Source organism: Micromonospora sp. CA-269861 (assembly GCF_050948505.1).
Classification (GTDB): domain Bacteria; phylum Actinomycetota; class Actinomycetes; order Mycobacteriales; family Micromonosporaceae; genus Micromonospora.
On record NZ_CP192014.1, the window covers coordinates 2,722,661 to 2,739,826 of the forward strand.

Here is a 17,166-nt window from a genome sequence, read left to right on the forward strand (position 1 = left end):
CTGCCGGGTGGGCGGGGTGACCGGCCGGTCGCCGGCCGCGCCGGAGGCCGGCGACCAGCAGGTACGCGGCATGGCACGCGGCGGTGTGCTGAACCTGGCCAGCGCCGTGCTCAGCCAGGTGGCGCTCTTCCTGGTCATGCTGTTGCTGGCCCGGGCCCTGGGGGTACGCGAACTCGGCCGGTACGCCCAGGTCTACGCCGTCCTGTCGCTGCTGGGGCTGCTCTCGCTCTCCGGCTTCCGGGCCGGGCTGACCCGGTTCGTGGCGGTGCATCTCGCCGACGACGAGCCGGCCGCCCTCCGGGGCGCGATCCGGCTCGGGGTCGGCATCTCGGCCGTGGCGTCCACAGTGATCGCCCTCGGTCTGGCGGTCGGCGCGCCGTGGCTCGCCGACGCCCTGCACGACCCGCAGCTCACCATCGGGCTGCGGTTGGTGGCGCTGTGTCTGCCCGCCGCCACCGTCTGCGAGGCCGCGCTCGCGGCCACCCGGGGTTGGCGCACGCAACGGGCGTACGCGCTCATCGGTCAGGTCTACGAGCCGGCCGCCCGGCTGGTGCTCACCGCGCTGGCGCTCGCCCTCGGGACGGGCCTGACCGGCGCGTTCTGGGCGCTGGTGGCGGCGAGTTGGAGCGCCGCCGCGTTCGCCCTGGTGGCGCTCGCCCGGATGGTGCGCCGGGTGCCCGCCGCCCGGCCCGCGTACCGGCCCGGCGAGCTGTTCCGGTTCTCCACTGTCAGCTGGGTCTCCTCGCTGTCGTCCACCGGGCTGATCTGGGTGGACGCGCTGCTGCTCGGCTTCTTCGACTACGGTCCCGACGCGATCGGCGTCTACCACGTGGCGACCCGGCTGGTCACTATCGCGGTGTTCGTGCTGGCACCTGTCAACGCGTCGTTCGGTCCGCACCTGGCACACCTCTACCACCAGGGCCGACTCGACGAGGTACGCCGGATCTACCGGGTCGCGACCGGTTGGGTGCTCCGGCTGTCGCTGCCGGCCTTCGTGGCGTTGCTGGTCTTCCCGGAGCAGTTGCTGCGGCTGGTCGGCGGGCCGGGTCTGGCCGGCGGCGCGGCGGTGACTGTCGTGCTGGCGCTCGGTCAGCTCGTCAACGCCGCGACCGGGCCCTGCGGGACGTTGCTGAACATGTCCGGCCGGGTCTCGGTCAACATGGCGGACAACCTCGCCGCCCTGCTGCTCAACGTCCTGCTCAACCTCTGGCTCATCCCGGCGTACGGCATCCTCGGCGCGGCGGTGGCCTGGGCGGTCTCGTTGGCGGCGGTGAACATCGCCCGGGTCTGGCAGGTGCGCGCGCGGGTGCACACCGTGCCGGTCACGGTGGGCATGGTCAAGGGCCTGGTCGCCGCGCTGGTCGCGTTGGGCGTCGGGTTCGGGGTGCGCTGGCTGGTCGAGGGCTGGACCGCGCAGCTCGTGGTCGGTCTGGCCGCGATCGGGGCGGCGTACCTCGCCGCCGTGCTCGCCCTCGGGCTCAGTCGGGAGGACGTCATGGTGTTGCGCTCGGTGACCCGCCGAGGTGGTCGACGCGCCGCCGCCGACGGCGGAGCCGATGTCGTCGTGGGCAGCGGGGTGCGCTCGTGACCGGCGTCGCGCGGCGTCAGGTCACCGACCGGCTGCGCCGTGGGGTACGCGCGGCGCGGGCGTGGGGGCGCGCGGCGCGACCGGGCGAGCCCGGTCCGCTGCCCGACTTCCTGGTGATCGGTGGGCAGCGCTGCGGCACCACGTCGCTGTACCACCACCTCGCCGCGCATCCCCGGGTACGGACGGCCAGCGGCAAGGAGTTGCAGTACTTCAGCGTCCACCACGGTCGGGGAGCGCGGTGGTACCGAGGGCACTTCCCGCGTCTCGCCCCGGGCGAGCGGACGTTCGAGGCGAGCCCCTACTACCTGTTCCATCCGAGCGTGCCGGCCCGGGTCGCGGCGACCCTGCCGCAGGCCCGCTTCGTCGTCCTGCTGCGTGACCCGGTGCAGCGGGCGTACTCGCACTACCTGCACACCCGCTCGTACGGCGCCGAGCCGCTCTCCTTCGCCGACGCCCTCGACGCGGAGGAGGAGCGGCTGGCCCGGGCGACGCGCGGCGGCCCGGACACCAGCGCCGCCCACCGGGCGTTACGCAACCACTCGTACGCGGCCCGGGGCCGCTACGCCGAGCAGCTGGACAGGTGGTTCGCGCAGGTTCCGCGTGAGCGGATCCACGTCGCCCGTACCGAAGACCTGCACGCCGACCCGGCGGGCACGTACGGCGACATCCTGCGCTTCGTCGGTCTGCCGGCCTTCACGCCCGAGGCGTTCACCCGGCACACCCGTCGCGTCGACCACGGCGTCTCGCAGCTCACCCCGGCCCTGCGGGAGCGTCTGCGCGCGCACTTCGCGCCACACAACGCCCGCCTGGCCACCCTGCTCGACTGGCCCGATCCCTGGTCGGTTCGTTAGCCGACGGCGGCGAGGATCCGGTCCACCGGCTGGTCGGCGCGGAGCAGCACGGGGACGTCGGTCACTGTGGTGCCGCCACCGGCCGCGCGCAGCGGGGAACCCACCGCGCCGGTCCGCCCGCCGGGGGCCGCCGGCACGGTCACCGGCGTGTTCGACGCCGACCAGAGCACAAGCGTGCTCTGCCCACCGCTGACGAACGCGACCCCGTTCAGCCTGGCGGCCACCGAGGCGGGCAACGGGGTGACCGTGGCGTCCCGGGCCGCGTCGGCCAGGGCGGCCAGCATCCGGCCGGCCTCGCGTTCGGTGCCGTCCGGGTCGAGCAGGCCGTAGCGGACCTCGCTGCCGGCCGCGTTGTTCGGGTTGTACGCCAACGGCAGCCAACTGACCTCGCCGATCCCGCCGGCGGCCAGCAGGGTGACCGTCTTGACCATCTCCGCCGCCCGGCTGGCCGGGTCACCTTCGCCGTCGCGCCAGAACTGCCCGACCTCCCACGCCTGGATCGGGGTGCCCGCCGGTGTGGTCGCGCGGAGGTAGTCCAGCAGCGACGCCACCCCGCTGAAGTGCTCGTAGAAGTGCACCTGCCGGACGTCGACGGTGCGGTCGGTCAGCAGCGACTCGGTCACCGCCAGGAAGCGCAGGCTTCGACTGTTGGTCTCGGTGCCGAGCGCCCTGCGGAGCTGCGCCTCCCCGGTCACCACCGGGATCTGCTGCCCCCGGGTGCCGACCCGGCGTTGGAAGTACGCCTGGTAGGCGGCGAGGGCCTCGGGCACCCGACCGGCGCGCACCAGCCGGTCGGCGACACCCATGCCGTACGCGACGCTGCTGATGCCGGAGTCGACGACCAGCGCCTTCGGGTCGGTCGCGCGGATCGTCTCGGCGGCGGCCCGGACCAGCCGCGCGTACTCCTCGGGGCTGCCGGCCCAGTAACTCGGCGCGTTGACCTCGTTCTCGATGGCGTACTCCCGCACCCCGTACGGCCCGTAGCGCTGCACCACCGAGCGGACGAACCGCTGGTACGCGGCGAGGTCGGTGGGCATCGCCGACTCGGTCTTGTTCGCCGCGCCCCGGGTGTGGCGGGCGGTGCCACCGGTCGCCCAGCACACCCCGGTACGGATCTTCAGGTGCAGGGTGATGCCCAGCTCCCGGCTGCGGGTGGCGATCTCGTCCAACCCGGCCCAGTCCGTCTGCCCCGGTGCCCGTTCGATCTCGCACCAGGAGATCTCCTCGTACGTCGCCGAACCGGCGAGTTGGCGCAGGTACGGCGAGAACTGCTGGTACCGCGACCAGTCCCAGTGCGCGCCGAACGGGTTGCGCGCCCCGCCGACGGTGCCGGTGGCTGCGGGTGTCGTCGTCGCGGAGGGGGTGGCGGCCGGCGGCGGGTCGTCGTCGCGGGCGGTGCAGCCGGCGGTGAGCAGGAGCGTGGCGGCGACGGCGGCGGCGACCGCGCGCAGCCGGAACGGGCGGGTCACCGGTAGCCCAGGGCGCGCAGGGTCGGCCCGGAGAAGACCCAGACCAGAAGGCGCAGGAACGGGTCGAGCTCGCGACGGTAGCTGCCCACCCGGGAGCCGTAGATCGGCGCGGTGTCGCCCACCGCCGCCCGTCGTCGCTCCGCCTCGGTGGTGTACTTCTGCGCCACGTCGTGCTGCTTGCTGTCGTAGTCGAGGATGCCGTCCTCCCACGGCTCGCCGAGGAACTCGAAGAGGCCCCGCATCGCCTTCTCCGGCTCGCCGACCGCCTGTTCGTACCGCAGCTCGTAGTAGCGGTCCGCCGGCAGGGTGGCGCCGACCGCCCGCGCGGCGCGGATGTAGCGCGGCCATTTCACCACGCACTTCACCGCGGACCAGTAGCCGAACCGTTTGCGGTGGGACACCACCACGTCGCGTCCGTCCCGGATGAGGTGCACGATCTGGGCGTCCGGGAAGACCTCGGTGACGAAGTCGAGCGACATCGCGTACAGCGGGGTCTTGTCGGCCCACCGGGTCTTGCCCCGCGCCGCGGCGTAGTCGGCGTGCACGCCACCGAAGAAGTCCCGGATCCGGCGCAGCCAGTCCTCCCGGGGAAAGCCGAAGCGGGCCAGCCGTTCCCAGTCCCGGCCGACGATCCGTCGCAGGTCGGGCAGGAACCGGGTCTCCGGGCCGCAGCTGATCCGTGAGTGCGAGTCCAGGACGAGACGCACCATCGTGGTGCCGGACCGCTGGCACCCGACCAGGAAGATCGGCGCGGTACGGGTTCCGGTCTCAGCCACTGTCGACCGCCTTCGTCGTCTCGGATCGGGCGTCGGCCGCTGCGCGGTCGAGTCGGTCGGTCAGGTCGTCGCAGCGAGCCCGGACGCGCGGATCGATCGGTAGCCGCCGGTGGCCCACCGCGCCGTGCGACTCGCGCCTGGCGATGTGCGCGTGCAGCCGGGGATGGTAGGGGAAGTCGAGAAAGGCGCAGAGCCGCCGGAGCTGCGCGGCGGGGTCCGCGACCAGGCTGTCGTAGCGGCAGAGCAGCACGTCGGCCCGCCGGTCCAGGCCGAGCTGGAAGACCAGCGAGTTGCGGACGTACCAGAACAGCGCCGCGCCGCTGTGCGGATCCAACCGCTGCGGGTCGTGGGCCCGGATCAGCTCGACGGTGTCGGCGTCGAGGCGCTGCCCCTGCCACCGTCGGCCGATGCTGCCGTCGGCGATCGCCCGCAGGGCCTGGAGGTTGGCGTCGCCGAACTTGGCGACCTCGGAACGGGCCCGGTCGTCGACATCACGGTGGACCCAGAGCGCCCGCCCGGGCGTCAGCCCCGGCAGGGCCAGCAACTCGTCCACGCGGTGGCTCTCGCAGAGCGGCTTGACCAGGACGTACGCGTGACGGCTGCGCTGCACGGTGGCGGTGAGCACGGCGTCCGGGCGGAGCTGGAAGCGGTGGAAGAGGGTGCTGTCGTTCTCGTTGCGGACCTCGACCTCGGGTGCGGCGTCCAGGCCCCGGACCAGCATGTTCGTGCCGGAGCGTTGCAGACCGACGAGGTAGACCGGCACCGCCGAGCCGGGCGCCCGGCCGGCCCGCCGTCGCCAGCGTCGCTTCGCCAGGGCCGTGCCGATCCGGTCGACCGGGTTGAGGCGGTCCTCCTCGATCAACCGTCCGATTCCCTCGGTACGCGCCCAGCGCAGATGCCGCCCGACCCTGCGGGCGGTGTACGCGAGCGCGGAGACCTCGTCGTCGGCTGCCACGGGTCCTCCTCGTCGGGCACCGGCCCGGCCCAGTGGAGAGCGGGTGCGACCGGCGGCAGCCAGGCTATCGGGAGATCATGGCGGGAAGCCAGGCCACGGACCGCACGGGCAGACGAAGATCACCCGTTCAGCCACATGCCAAACGTGAGCTGGACTCGCCGACCAGCCCTGCATACCGTGAGCCGTGGCCGGGGCGGGCAGACCCCGGTCATCACCTCCGGGCCCGGTTCGCCCGATCGACGTGAGCAGGCCGAGTCGATGCGCGTGCTGCATGTGAACAAGTTCCTCTACCGCCGTGGCGGCGCCGAGGGGTATCTGCTCGACCTCGCCGACCTGCAACGGGCTGCCGGCGACACGGTCGCCTACTTCGGGATGAGCCACCCGGAGAACGAGTCGCCACTGCCGTACGCCGCGCGGTTCCCGTCCGAAGTGGAGTTGGAGCCGGCGCCGAGCGGGCTGCGGCCCCGTGCGGTGGCCGTCGGCCGAATGCTGTGGTCACCGACGAGCCGCCGCGGGCTGGCCCGGGTGATCGACGACTTTCGGCCGGACGTGCTGCACCTGCACAACGTCTACCACCAGCTCTCCCCGTCGGTGCTCGCCGCGGCCCGCGCGGCCGGTGTGCCGTGTGTGCTGACCATGCACGACTACAAGCTCGCCTGCCCCAGCTACCAACTGCTGGACCGGGGCCGTCCCTGCCAGGCGTGCGTCACAGGTGGTCCCTTGCAGGCGGCGCGCCGCCGCTGCAAGGACGGATCGCTGTCCCGCAGCGGACTGCTCGCGGTCGAGTCCTGGTTGCACCGACAGCTCAACGCGTACGACCCGGTGCAGCTCTTCGTCAGCCCGAGCAACTTCCTGGCCGACGTGATGCGCCGCGCGGGCGTCTACCCGGACCGGTTGCGGGTGGTCAACCACTTCGTCGACCTGACCGGCGTCGCGGCCAAGCAGACGCCCGGCGGCGGTGTCGTCTTCGCCGGCCGGCTGGCGGCGGAGAAGGGTGTCGACGTGCTGATCGAGGCGGCCGCCGCGCTGCCGCACGGGGTCAGCGTGGACGTCGCCGGAGACGGCCCGGCCCGCCCGGAGCTGGAGGCGCTCGCCGCGCGGCGGGTGCCCGGCCGGGTCCGGTTCCACGGACGTCTCGACAAGCCGCGCCTGCACGAGCTGATCCGGTCGGCGGCGGTGGTCGCCGTCCCGTCACGCTGGCACGAGAACCAACCGATGGCGGTGCTGGAGGCGTTCGCCTGCGGTGTGCCGGTGGTCGCCACCGACCTGGGTGGGCTGCCCGAGCTGGTCGAGCCCGAGGTGGACGGCCGCATCGTCGCCGCCGACCAGCCCACGGCCCTCGGCGACGCGCTGAACGACATCCTGGCCGACCCTCAGCGGGCGTACCTGATGGGCCGGTCCGGCCGGGCGAAGATCGCCGCTCAGTTCGCTCCGGAGGGGCACCTGGACCGGATCCGCGGGTTGTACGCGGAGGCCGCCGAGGCGCTGGCGTCGCCGCGGCGGGCCGACCGGGCCGCAGCCGGTGGGGGAGCGGCCCGGTGAGCCAGGTGCGGGTGCTCTACCTCGCCGGCAGTGGTCGCAGCGGCAGCACGCTGGTGACCACGGTCCTGGGACAGTTGCCGGGCTTCTTCGCGGCGGGCGAGCTGCGGTACCTGTGGCGGCGCGGCATCCTGGAGAACCGGCCCTGCGGCTGCGGTTCCCCGGTGACGGACTGTTCGCTCTGGACCCGCGTACGCGCCGACCTGACCGACGCCGACCCGGCCGGGATCGCCGCCCGGTTGGCCGGACGGCTGCGGCTGCGGGGGCTGCCCGCACTGCTGCGCCGCCAGCGTCGGGGGCAGCCGCCGGTCGTGGGCCACCCCGACGACACGCACCTGGCCCGGCTCTACGCCTCGATCGCCGAACACGCCCTGGCCGGCCGGTCGGACGGCATCATCGTCGACTCCTCCAAGCTGCCGCTGTACGGCGCCCTGCTCGGCAGCCTGCCCGGCATCGACCTGTACGTCCTGCACGTGGTGCGCGACCCGCGCGCGACCGCGTACTCCTGGCGTCGCCGACGCCCGCTGGACGGGCGCGCCGACGACCGGCTGATGAGCCGCCCACCCGTCGGCAAGGCCGCGCTGCTCTGGCTGGTCTGGAACAGTGCGACCGTTCGACTGTGGGGTGGCCGCCGTCGCACGCCGGGCCGCTACCTGCGGGTGCGGTACGAGGACTTCGTGGCCGACCCGGCCGGCACCACCGCCCGGATCGCCGGCTTCGTCGGCGCGACACCCGACGAGCTTCCGTTCCCGACACCCGCCACGGTGCGGCTCACCCCCACCCACTCGGTGGCAGGCAATCCGTCGCGGCACCGCACCGGGCTGGTCGACGTGGTCGCCGACACCGAGTGGCTGACCGGGCTCCCCACCCGCGCGTACGCCGTGGTGACCGGGCTGACCGCCGTGGCCCTGACCCGGTTCGGTTACCCGATGCGCCGCCCGGCGGCCACCCCTCCGGCCGCCCGCCTCGCCGCGGACCCGGTCGTCGCCCCGTCACCCGCCACCCGGCAGGAAGGCTGAACGATGCTCTCACTGGTGGTGGGCACCGGTCGCTGCGGTTCGACCCTGGTCCAGGAACTGCTCTCCCGGCACCCCGCAGTCGGCTTCGTCTCCGGCCTGGACGACAAACTCGCGCGGCTCAACCCCAAGGGCAGGTTCAACGGCGCCCTCTACCGACGCTCGGCGCCGCGCCCGGCGGGGATGACCTCGCTGCGACACAGTCGACGGTTGCTGGAGCGGGGCCGGCTCCGGGTGGCGCCGTCGGAGGCGTACCACCTGCTCGACCGTCAGGTGCTGGCCGGCTTCTCCCGACCGTGCCGGGACCTGGTGGCCGAGGACCTGACGCCGTTCGTGGCCCGACGGCTGCGGACCTTCTTCGACGAGCGGATCGCGCGGCAGGGCTGTCAGCAGTTGGTGCAGCACGTGACCGGGTGGCCACGGACCGGTCTGCTGCACGCCGCGTACCCGGATCTGCGGGTGGTCAACGTGGTGCGTGACGGCCGGGCGGTGGCCAACTCGTGGCTCCAGATGGGTTGGTGGGACGGCTGGCGCGGGCCGGAGAACTGGATCTACGGGCCGCTCCCCACCGATCTGCGGGAGGAGTGGGTCGAGTCCGCTCGCTCGTTCCCGGTGCTCGCCGCGCTGGGCTGGAAGATGCTGATGGACGCCTTCGCGCAGGCTCGGCTGCGGCACCCGGCCGACCAGTGGCTGGACGTACGCTACGAGGACCTGGTCGAGCAGCCGCGCGAGCAGGTCGGACGGATGCTCGACTTCCTCGGCCTGAGCTGGTCGAGCGCCTTCGAGAAGGGCTTCTCGCGGTACGACTTCACAGTGGGTCGGGCGGAGGCCTACCGGTACGAACTCAGCCCGGCGCAGCTCGCCGCGATCGAACGGGTGCTGGAGAAGCCGCTGGCCGAGTGGAGTTACCCCGTCTAGGGCACGCTGCAGGTGTAGATCACTGCCGTCAGCATGCCCACCGTGCCGGTGACGGGCGTCGACGTCCAGCCGCCAGGGCCGTTCGCCACCAGGCTGAAGGTGCCGGTTCCGATGCCCAGCAAACCGCCGGCGATGGTGACCGACGTGGCGCTGGCGCCGAGAGTTCCGCCACCGGTGAAGCCCCCGGACAGCGACCACGTGAAGCCGCTGCGGGTCAGGCCGCCGACCGGCAGGGTCCAGGTGAAGGTCGGCGGGGTGGCCAAGCCCGCGGTGCACTGCAGGTTGGTCGGTGGGTTGACCGTGCCGGCCTGGAGGGAACCTCTGCCGTACTCGGTGTCGGTCCAGGCGGCCAGTGTCGACTGTGGTGGTGCGAGCACGACGGTGCTGACGAGCAGCAGGGCGACAGCGCTCGCGAGCCAGCGCCGCCGAACGCCCCGGGCCAGCTCGCCGGCTGGCAGGGCCGTGAGCCGCGGACGCCTCACGGCTGCCGCACTCTGATCCGGTGCCGGCGCGTGGCGAGCATGAGCAGCAGGCCGGTGAAGAGCGCACCGCCACCGGCGAGCACAGGTGTCCACAGGTTGGTTCCGGTGCTCGGGAGCGGGCCGACCGTGCCGCCCGCCGATGCGCTGTCGCCGAATCCGGTCGCCGTGACGATCAGGTCCGCCGATCCCGAGGCCACCGAGTTGGCGAGCAGGCTCGCGGTGACGAGCACCCAACGCTGCTGGTCGGAGCGCATCGAGCTGATGGTGATCGGGTGTGCGGCCAGTCTGGTGGCCGGACCGTCGGCGAGAACCTGCTCACCCTGGCCGGTGGGGCAGGCACCCCGCACCCACCGCATGGCGCAGATGGCGACCATCACCTGCAGTCCGTCCGGACGGACGGTGAGGGGGCCCAGCGCCGACAGCGAGATGGTGACCACCCCGGGCTGCTTCGCATGTGCCGAGACACCCACCTCCCAGGGCACGGGCTGGTCCGGCGCCAGGTTCGTCATGCGATCGGTGTCGCCGATCGAGACCAGGGTGAGGTATCTGCTTCGAACGACCTCCTCGGTGGTGTCCGCGCGTGCCTGGCCGGGCGTCGCCAGCACCCCGGCGGCGACGCCCGGCAGCACCGCCAACACGACGAACATGCGCCCCAGGGTCGAGTCGCCACCCGCTCCGGAGCGGCTCGGCTGAGTGTCGACCTCAGGCTCTGTCCCCGCTTCGTCCGGCGCGGGCAAGCCCGGCCGCCGACCGCGCCACGTCCTGCGTCGCGACCGCGGCTCGCCCCCGCGCGGCCAGAACGCCCAGGTGACGATCGCGGCGGCCCCGATCGTGATCAGGCTCGTGGCGTACACGTTCGACACGGCCCGCACCGCGTACCCGAGCCTGGGCACCGACCACTCCACGAGCCGTACGTGGCTCACCGCGTGTGGTGCGGCGTCGTTGGACTCGTTCGCGTCCCCCCGCAGGGTGAGCAGGCGATAGGGACCGCCGCCGTTGGCGATGTCGACGACCCGGTGGGTGATCGGTGGCAGCGGCGTGCGGTCGACGGTGACGACGTCTCCCACATCGACCTCGGACGCGGGGATCTCCCGCACCACGGCCAGTGACCCGGCGGGAATGGTCGGACTCATCGACCCGGTCTTGAACAGGATGAGCGAGATGTCGAAGAAGAACGCCAGCGGGACGAGGACAACGCACGCCGTCCCACCGATGGCGAGCACTGTCAGCACGAGGTCGCCGACCCGGGCGAGAGTGCCTTGCCGTCGACGTGCGCGTCCCGCCATCTGAAGATCCTTACGTAGATGTGGCAGTGAATTCCCAGGTGACGACCCCGGTCGTGCCCTGGTACGCGTTGCTGGCGCCGGACTGGACCCGGACCTCGAAGCAGAACCGCAGCTGCGGCGTCGCGCCGGCCGGCACGGTGATGGTCGACGAGACCGGCGAGCCGGGAACCGCGGTGACGGCCGAGTAACTGGGCCCGACGATCCAGGTGGGTGAACCGGTGAAGGCGGCGGCGGCACACGTGGTGCTGGTGGTGGCGGTCCGCACCGCCCGGTATTCGAGGGCGGGCAGCAGGGCACCGGAGTTGTTCGACGAACTCGTCAGCGCGACCGTCCCACCGACGTTCGTCGTCGAGGTCGTGCGGATGTCGATGAAGGCGAAGAACGACACCGTTGGGGACATCGCCGTCGCGTTGAACGCCAGCGTCGCGGCGTTCGCCACCGGGGTGTGGCTGGCCCAACTACTGGAGGCGGTCTGCGACTCGGTGCCGAAGACGCTTGCGCCGAACGACCCGGTGCCGTACTCGCTGTCGGTCCACGCGGCGAGCGTGGACGTCGTTCCCAGGCCGAGAACGAGGGCGCCAGCGAGTACGGCACGGGTCCGGCGAAGCCGTGGTGTCCCGGCCGGCTTCCGACGGTTGACCACGGCCACCACCTAGACGGACTCGGCCAGGAGCTGCCAGGTTTCCGTGACCGACGTGCCCTGCACCAGAGTGCCGCCCGCCGTCACGACGAAGCAGAGGTTCACCGCAGCGCCAGGCGTCGTGGGAGGGGTGCCCTGCGTGAGGTTGAACGGCACGGCACCGGCCACCGAGTTGAGCGGGGTGCCCTGCGCCACGATCCAGGTCGGGGTGGTGGGTGTCGCACTGCAGTCGGCGAAGGCCGGGACGGTCGCGATCCCGTAGGTGAGGCCGACGAAGGCGGGCGGAGCGGGGGTCGCCGACGCCACCGTGACCGTCGCGTCGTACGTCGTGGCCGCGGTCAGGCGAACGGCGAATGGTGCCGCGACCACGTCACCCGGGCTGATGTCGTCGAAGCCGGTGCTGAAGGTCAACGCGGCCGCCGTGCCGGCGGTGGGGTGCTCGGCGTAGGTGGTGCCGTTCGTGCTGCCCTCCATGCTGAACGTGCCCGCCGTGAACGTGCCCGTGGCGTACTCCGAGTCGTTCCAGGCGGCGAGGGTGATCGTCGCTCCGAGGCCGAGGACGATCCCTCCGGCCAGGATGGCCTTCAGCTTGCGTCGGCGGCCTCGACTGCTCGATCTCTCCATTGCCATCCCTGTCGGTTCACTCAACTTGTCCTCCTCGGTGCAACGCGGTTGGTTGTCGTGGGCCGGTGCCAGCGGCGCAAGGAACACGATAAGCACCAAAAGCGGACAAAACGCTCAAAGCGTATAAGTCGCCACCGGAGGAGCGGGCGAGGCCGGCAGCTGGTGAGCCGGTCGGAACTATCGACGGACGTCCGGAAGGACAGCTACCCTGTGGCCCCCAGACCATCGATGTGAGGAGATGCGATGGCGCGCCGCACCGGCCGACCCTCCTACCTGTTGGACAAGGCCGATGTGCGGCGTGGCCGTACAGCGCGTTTCGCGGCCGTGGCGGGCGCCATCGCACTGGTCACCGCGCTGCTGGGTGGGTTGGTCGGTTACCAGCTGGGCCGTCCGGACGCCACCGAGGCGGCCATCGCCAACATCAAGGAGGCGGACGCGAAGCGGGACGCCCAGCAGATCACGGAGCTGATCGGGACGGCCCGCCGTGTTCGCGACCAGGTCGCCCCGGTCCTGGCCGCCATCAAGACGGAGACGACCGGCGGAGGTGCGCCGGACGCGGCGAAGGCGCGCCAGTGGCAGGAGGTCATGCGGCAGGCGGCCGAGCCGTTCGCCGACCCGCCCTCGGGAACCACCGCCACCAACGTGGCCCGCGGAGGTCTGCGCGGAGCGGTCCAGCAGGCGTCGCTGGCCGTCGACGCCTACGCGCTGGCCGCCGGCGTGCCGGCCGCGCAGCGTGCGGCCCTGCTGGACGTCACCGCGCGGCAGGCGGCCGAGGCCGCGACGATCTGGTCGGTCGCGGCGACCCAGCTCGACCAGATCAGCGTCGACGCCGGCCAGGGCCACCAACACGTGTTCCTGGACACAGACCCGCACGGAGGGGCCCTCACCCCGGACGGGGCGGCCGAGGGAACCGGTGGCTGAGAACCTTTGCTGCGCTTGTGTCGGGTTTGCCGTCAGGGGCCGGTGTGCCGTGTCGGTCGAGCGGTCGCGGCGTGATCTGGGGACGGCGCGCCGAATCGGGTACGGTCGCTTATCGCAAAGTCTATGAACCAGATTGGCTTTCTATGCAATGGAAGCCGAATCGGAGGGACACAGCCGTGAGGTTCCCAAGCGCCGTCCGTCAGGCCGGCCTCGTCGTGGCCGTCGCCGCCCTCGCGCTGACCGCGGGTTGCGCGAAGAAGGACGACAGTGAGGTCCAGGCGAGCGGCGTCAAGCTGGTCGCGGCGGGCAAGCTGACCGTCTGCACCCACCTGCCGTACCCGCCGTTCCAGTCCAAGGACGCCAGCGGCAAGGTGACCGGCTTCGACGTCGAGATCATGGATCTGGTCGCCAAGGAGCTGGGCGTCGAGCAGACGATCATCGACACCCCGTTCGAGGGGATCAAGTCCGGCCAGGACCTCAACACCGGCAAGTGCGACGCGGCCGCCGCCGGCATGACGATCACCGACGAGCGGAAGAAGGTGATCGACTTCTCCGATCCCTACTTCGACGCCACCCAGGCGATGCTGGTGAAGACCGGCAAGACGTACAAGTCGCTCGACGACCTCAAGGGCAAGAAGCTCGGCGTCCAGGCGGCCACCACGGGTCGTGACTACGCCAAGAAGCTCGAGGCGGAGAAGGGCCTGAAGCTCGTCGAGTTCGAGGACCTCGCCGCCCTGCAGCAGGCCGTCGCCAACGGCCAGGTCGAGGCCGCCATCAACGACCTGCCGGTCTGGACCGAGTACCTGAAGAAGAACCCGGGCGGGTTCGAGGTGGCCGCCGAGTTCGACACCGGCGAGCAGTACGGCTTCCCCGTGAAGAAGGACGCCAACCCGGAGCTGCTCAAGAAGATCAACGAGGTGCTGGCCAAGGCCAAGCAGGACGGCACCTACAACACGATCTACGAGAAGTGGATCGGCAAGCGGCCGAGCGCCTGAACACCGCGCAGTACCGGAGGGCGCGCGTCCCGCGCGCCCTCCGACGTCGGTAACCTCCGGGAAGGCAACGAGCGAACGTGAAGCTGCGACGCCGCCAGCGGGAGCGGCTGTCCCTCGGGCTCCAGTACCTGGTCTTCATCGCCATCATCGCCACGGTGCTCGTCGCCGCGGACTGGGACAGGCTGGCCGACGCGTTCTTCCGCGTCGACATCATCAAGTCGATGTTCCCGACGATCATCACGGTCGCGCTGCGCAACACAGTCCTCTACACGCTTGGCGCGTTCGCCTTCGGCCTCGTGTTCGGCACCATCCTGGCGCTGATGCGGCTGTCCCGGGTGGCCCCGTACCGCTGGGTGGCGACGGCGTACATCGAGCTGTTCCGGGGTCTGCCCGCGCTGCTGGTGCTCTTCCTCGTCGGGTACGGCATCCCGATCGCCTTTCCGGAGCGTGAGATTCCGGGAGGGGTGTTCGGTTCGATCGCGATCGGCCTCGGGTTGACCGCCGCGGCGTACATGGCGGAGACCATCCGGGCCGGCATCCAGGCCGTGCCGAAGGGGCAGATGGAGGCGGCGCGGACCCTCGGCATGTCGCACTTCACCGCCATGCGCACGATCGTCATCCCGCAGGCGTTCCGGATCGTGATCCCACCGCTGACGAACGAGCTCATCCTGCTCACCAAGGACTCGTCGCTCGCCTACGTGCTGGGTGTGACGGCGCAGACCATCGAGATCACCAAGTTCGGTCGGGACATGCTCAACGACCGGGTGAACGCGACACCGCTGCTGGTGGCCGGCCTCGCGTACCTGGTGATCACCCTGCCGCTGTCGCAGGTGGTACGACGCCTCGAACTCCGCTACGCCAAGGCTCGGTGACCTCCATGACGACCACCCCATCCCGCCCCGCCGTCGAGATCCGCGACCTGCACAAGTCCTTCGGGCCGCTCGAGGTGCTCAAGGGCATCGACTTCGAGGTCGGCCAGGGCGAGGTGGTCTGCGTCATCGGGCCGTCCGGCTCCGGCAAGTCGACGCTGCTGCGCTGCGTCGACCTGCTGGAGCAGCCGACGGCCGGCAAGATCTGGGTGAACGGGGTCGAGATGACCGACCCGGACGTCGAGATCGACGCGGTCCGCCGCGGCATCGGCATGGTCTTCCAGTCGTTCAACCTGTTTCCGCACCTGACCGTCCTGAACAACCTCACCATCGCCCAGCGGCGAGTGCTCCGGCGAGGTCGGGCCGAGGCCGAGCGGATCGCGCGGGCCAACCTGGAGCGGGTCGGGCTGACCGACAAGGCCGACGCCTTTCCGGCGCAGCTCTCCGGTGGTCAGCAGCAACGGGCGGCGATCGCCAGGTCGCTGTCGATGGAGCCGAAGCTGATGCTCTTCGACGAGCCGACCTCCGCGCTCGACCCGGAACTCGTCGGCGACGTGCTCACCGTCATGCGCAAACTGGCCGAGGACGGCATGACGATGATGGTGGTGACGCACGAGATGGCCTTCGCCCGTGACGTCGCCGACCGGGTCGTCTTCATGGACGGTGGGGTGGTGGTCGAGCAGGGGCCGCCGCAGGAGGTGCTCGGCGCGCCGAAGCACGAGCGGACCCGCGCGTTCCTCGCCCGGGTCCTCGATCCGACCCGGGTCGCCCAGCTCGGTCAGCCGGACCAGTCGCCCGCGCCGCCGCCGGCCCCCATCCTGCCGGCGGACGACCGCCACAACCTCTGACGGCCGCTCCGGTACGTCCTGTGCGCCGGGTTGCCTCATCGACGGCAGCCCGGCGTCATTCTGTGCGCTGCTCCGATGCCGGCGCGGCGGCGTCCGCCCGCGATTGATCCGGTCGAGGACCTGTCGGTCGACGGCCTGCGTGTCAGCTTCATGTCAATCGACGGACGTCGTGATGTCAAGGTAATCTTTTTGCAATCAGACCTGTACTTTCGTCGATGGATTACATAAGTTGCTGTCATCCACCGAAAGTTCTGAGCCTTCCGAGCAAAGTTCGCGACGAGCCTCACCCTCAGTCGTGCTACCGCCCCCGTGCTCGGGTCGATGCACCCTGTCCTCGTCGCGTCTTCGTCCGGTTGGGAACGGAGACCCATGGACGATCACGCTGGCGGCCCCCACCGCCACCTGTCCCGCAGATCGCTGATCGCCAGCGGAGCGCTCGCCGCCGGAGCGCTGGGCGCGTCCGCCCCGGCGATCGGCGCCGCGTTCGGAGGCAGCCCCGCGCGGGCCGCCGCGGGCGTCACCAAGAAGATCACTATCTACGCTGAGCAGCTGCCCGGCAACCTGTTCGGGTACGGCCTGGCACCCGGCCAGGCCACCGTTCCGGGTCCGATCCTGGAGATGTACGAGGGCGACACCCTGGAGATCACCCTGGTCAACACCACAAGCCAGCGGCTCTCCATCCACCCGCACGGGGTGGACTACAGCACCGAATCCGACGGCAGCCCGTTCAACGCCTCGTTCAACAATCCCGGCGAGACGCGGACGTACGTCTGGCGCTCCCACGAGATGGTGGCCGCCGCAGGCCGGCGGTACATGCCGGGCAGCGCCGGCTACTGGCACTACCACGATCACGCGATGGGCACCGACCACGGCACCGGCGGTGTCGCGAAGGGACTGTACGGGGCGCTGATCGTGCGGCGGCGGGGCGACATCCTGCCGTCGAAGCAGTTCACGGCCGTGTTCCACGACATGATGATCAACAACAAGATGGCCCCGGCGACGCCGATGTTCGAGGCGAACCTGGGCGAGCGTGTCGAGTGGATCGCCATCGGCCACGGCAACCTGTTCCACACCTTCCACCTGCACGCGCATCGCTGGGCGGACAACCGCACCGGGATGCTGGAGGGGCCGAGCGACCCGAGCCTGGTGGTCGACAACAAGGACCTCAATCCCGGCAGCTCGTTCGGTTTCCAGGTGCTGGCCGGGGAGGGCGTCGGACCCGGCGCGTGGATGTACCACTGCCACGTGCAGACGCACTCCGACGGCGGCATGGCCGGAATCTTCCTGGTACGCAACGCCGACGGCAGCATGCCGCCGGGCGCCGAGGAGGCGATCCACCGGTTCCAGGGCCACACCCACACGCACGGAAGCTGACCGAACCGAAAGTGG

The 17,166-nt window shown here is 71.4% G+C and carries 17 protein-coding genes; 10 read left to right on the plus strand and 7 right to left on the minus strand.

Going from position 1 to position 17,166, the window contains the following annotated elements:
- Nucleotides 1-16 precede the first annotated feature (16 nt).
- Together ACQP0U_RS12525 and ACQP0U_RS12530 are read left to right on the plus strand one after the other, a co-directional pair.
- The gene (locus tag ACQP0U_RS12525; RefSeq protein WP_433318565.1) at nt 17-1,588 is read left to right on the plus strand and encodes an oligosaccharide flippase family protein; all 1,572 of its coding nucleotides are present in this window, start codon (nt 17-19) and stop codon (nt 1,586-1,588) included.
- Nucleotides 1,585-2,439: a sulfotransferase family protein gene (locus ACQP0U_RS12530; protein WP_433318568.1), complete on the plus strand. Its 855-nt coding sequence runs from the start codon at nt 1,585-1,587 to the stop codon at nt 2,437-2,439. Before ACQP0U_RS12525 ends, ACQP0U_RS12530 begins: the two co-directional genes overlap by 4 nt.
- Here the strand turns inward: ACQP0U_RS12530 and ACQP0U_RS12535 are convergent.
- From ACQP0U_RS12535 to ACQP0U_RS12545, 3 genes are read right to left on the minus strand one after another with little or no spacing between them, the layout of a single operon-like run.
- Nucleotides 2,436-3,908, minus strand: a complete 1,473-nt coding sequence (locus ACQP0U_RS12535) for a hypothetical protein (RefSeq protein ID WP_433318571.1) — start codon at nt 3,906-3,908, stop codon at nt 2,436-2,438. The genes ACQP0U_RS12530 and ACQP0U_RS12535 overlap by 4 nt on opposite strands.
- A complete protein-coding gene (locus ACQP0U_RS12540) occupies nt 3,905-4,684 on the minus strand; it encodes a sulfotransferase family protein (protein ID WP_433318574.1) in 780 nt (259 codons plus the stop codon). Before ACQP0U_RS12540 ends, ACQP0U_RS12535 begins: the two co-directional genes overlap by 4 nt.
- Nucleotides 4,677-5,639 carry a hypothetical protein gene (locus ACQP0U_RS12545; protein WP_433318577.1) on the minus strand — a complete coding sequence of 321 codons (963 nt, stop codon included), beginning with the start codon at nt 5,637-5,639 and terminating at the stop codon, nt 4,677-4,679. Before ACQP0U_RS12545 ends, ACQP0U_RS12540 begins: the two co-directional genes overlap by 8 nt.
- A gap of 258 nt (nt 5,640-5,897) precedes the next feature.
- Here ACQP0U_RS12545 and ACQP0U_RS12550 point away from each other — a divergent pair, with 258 nt between their 5' ends.
- The 3 genes from ACQP0U_RS12550 to ACQP0U_RS12560 are packed head-to-tail and all read left to right on the plus strand — an operon-like array spanning nt 5,898 to nt 9,112.
- Nucleotides 5,898-7,181, plus strand: coding sequence for a glycosyltransferase (locus ACQP0U_RS12550; RefSeq protein WP_433318580.1), 1,284 nt, complete (start codon nt 5,898-5,900; stop codon nt 7,179-7,181).
- The gene (locus tag ACQP0U_RS12555) at nt 7,178-8,197 is read left to right on the plus strand and encodes a sulfotransferase (protein WP_433318583.1); all 1,020 of its coding nucleotides are present in this window, start codon (nt 7,178-7,180) and stop codon (nt 8,195-8,197) included. Before ACQP0U_RS12550 ends, ACQP0U_RS12555 begins: the two co-directional genes overlap by 4 nt.
- Nucleotides 8,198-8,200: 3 nt before the next feature.
- Nucleotides 8,201-9,112 carry a sulfotransferase family protein gene (locus tag ACQP0U_RS12560; RefSeq protein WP_433318585.1) on the plus strand — a complete coding sequence of 304 codons (912 nt, stop codon included), beginning with the start codon at nt 8,201-8,203 and terminating at the stop codon, nt 9,110-9,112.
- Here the strand turns inward: ACQP0U_RS12560 and ACQP0U_RS12565 are convergent.
- Genes ACQP0U_RS12565 through ACQP0U_RS12580 form a run of 4 tightly spaced genes read right to left on the minus strand, consistent with a single transcriptional unit; the run spans nt 9,109 to nt 12,168 of the window.
- A complete protein-coding gene (locus tag ACQP0U_RS12565; protein WP_433318588.1) occupies nt 9,109-9,594 on the minus strand; it encodes a hypothetical protein in 486 nt (161 codons plus the stop codon). The two genes, ACQP0U_RS12560 and ACQP0U_RS12565, sit on opposite strands and share 4 nt — an antisense overlap.
- Nucleotides 9,591-10,880 carry a signal peptidase I gene (locus tag ACQP0U_RS12570; RefSeq protein ID WP_433318591.1) on the minus strand — a complete coding sequence of 430 codons (1,290 nt, stop codon included), beginning with the start codon at nt 10,878-10,880 and terminating at the stop codon, nt 9,591-9,593. The genes ACQP0U_RS12565 and ACQP0U_RS12570 overlap by 4 nt, the downstream gene beginning before the upstream one ends.
- Nucleotides 10,881-10,890: 10 nt before the next feature.
- Nucleotides 10,891-11,523, minus strand: coding sequence for a SipW-dependent-type signal peptide-containing protein (locus ACQP0U_RS12575; protein WP_433318593.1), 633 nt, complete (start codon nt 11,521-11,523; stop codon nt 10,891-10,893).
- Nucleotides 11,524-11,532: 9 nt separating this feature from the next.
- On the minus strand, nt 11,533-12,168 hold the full coding sequence (locus tag ACQP0U_RS12580; protein WP_433318596.1) for a SipW-dependent-type signal peptide-containing protein: 636 nt from the start codon (nt 12,166-12,168) through the stop codon (nt 11,533-11,535).
- Nucleotides 12,169-12,387: 219 nt separating this feature from the next.
- Between ACQP0U_RS12580 and ACQP0U_RS12585 the strand changes: the two genes are divergently transcribed.
- The 5 genes from ACQP0U_RS12585 to ACQP0U_RS12605 all read left to right on the plus strand — a co-directional run bounded on the left by ACQP0U_RS12585 (nt 12,388) and on the right by ACQP0U_RS12605 (nt 17,151).
- Nucleotides 12,388-13,065 (plus strand): hypothetical protein, encoded by a 678-nt coding sequence (locus tag ACQP0U_RS12585; protein ID WP_433318599.1) that lies wholly within the window; start codon nt 12,388-12,390, stop codon nt 13,063-13,065.
- A 176-nt stretch (nt 13,066-13,241) separates the two neighbouring features.
- Nucleotides 13,242-14,060 (plus strand): basic amino acid ABC transporter substrate-binding protein, encoded by an 819-nt coding sequence (locus ACQP0U_RS12590; protein ID WP_433318602.1) that lies wholly within the window; start codon nt 13,242-13,244, stop codon nt 14,058-14,060.
- 77 nt (nt 14,061-14,137) lie between these two features.
- Complete coding sequence (locus tag ACQP0U_RS12595; RefSeq protein WP_030490316.1) at nt 14,138-14,932, plus strand: amino acid ABC transporter permease; 795 nt, start codon at nt 14,138-14,140, stop codon at nt 14,930-14,932.
- Nucleotides 14,933-14,937: 5 nt separating this feature from the next.
- Nucleotides 14,938-15,777, plus strand: a complete 840-nt coding sequence (locus ACQP0U_RS12600) for an amino acid ABC transporter ATP-binding protein (protein ID WP_433318605.1) — start codon at nt 14,938-14,940, stop codon at nt 15,775-15,777.
- Between the two features lie 369 nt (nt 15,778-16,146).
- Nucleotides 16,147-17,151 carry a multicopper oxidase domain-containing protein gene (locus ACQP0U_RS12605; protein WP_433318608.1) on the plus strand — a complete coding sequence of 335 codons (1,005 nt, stop codon included), beginning with the start codon at nt 16,147-16,149 and terminating at the stop codon, nt 17,149-17,151.
- Nucleotides 17,152-17,166 lie beyond the last annotated feature (15 nt).

What these genes read in the sequence shown, in the direction of transcription:
- ACQP0U_RS12550 (WP_433318580.1), top strand. Translation starts at nt 5,898, where the DNA reads ATGCGCGTGCTGCATGTGAACAAGTTCCTCTACCGCCGTGGCGGCGCC.
- ACQP0U_RS12560 (WP_433318585.1), top strand. Translation starts at nt 8,201, where the DNA reads ATGCTCTCACTGGTGGTGGGCACCGGTCGCTGCGGTTCGACCCTGGTC.
- ACQP0U_RS12570 (WP_433318591.1), bottom strand. Translation starts at nt 10,880, where the DNA reads ATGGCGGGACGCGCACGTCGACGGCAAGGCACTCTCGCCCGGGTCGGC.
- ACQP0U_RS12585 (WP_433318599.1), top strand. Translation starts at nt 12,388, where the DNA reads ATGGCGCGCCGCACCGGCCGACCCTCCTACCTGTTGGACAAGGCCGAT.
- ACQP0U_RS12600 (WP_433318605.1), top strand. Translation starts at nt 14,938, where the DNA reads ATGACGACCACCCCATCCCGCCCCGCCGTCGAGATCCGCGACCTGCAC.
- ACQP0U_RS12605 (WP_433318608.1), top strand. Translation starts at nt 16,147, where the DNA reads ATGGACGATCACGCTGGCGGCCCCCACCGCCACCTGTCCCGCAGATCG.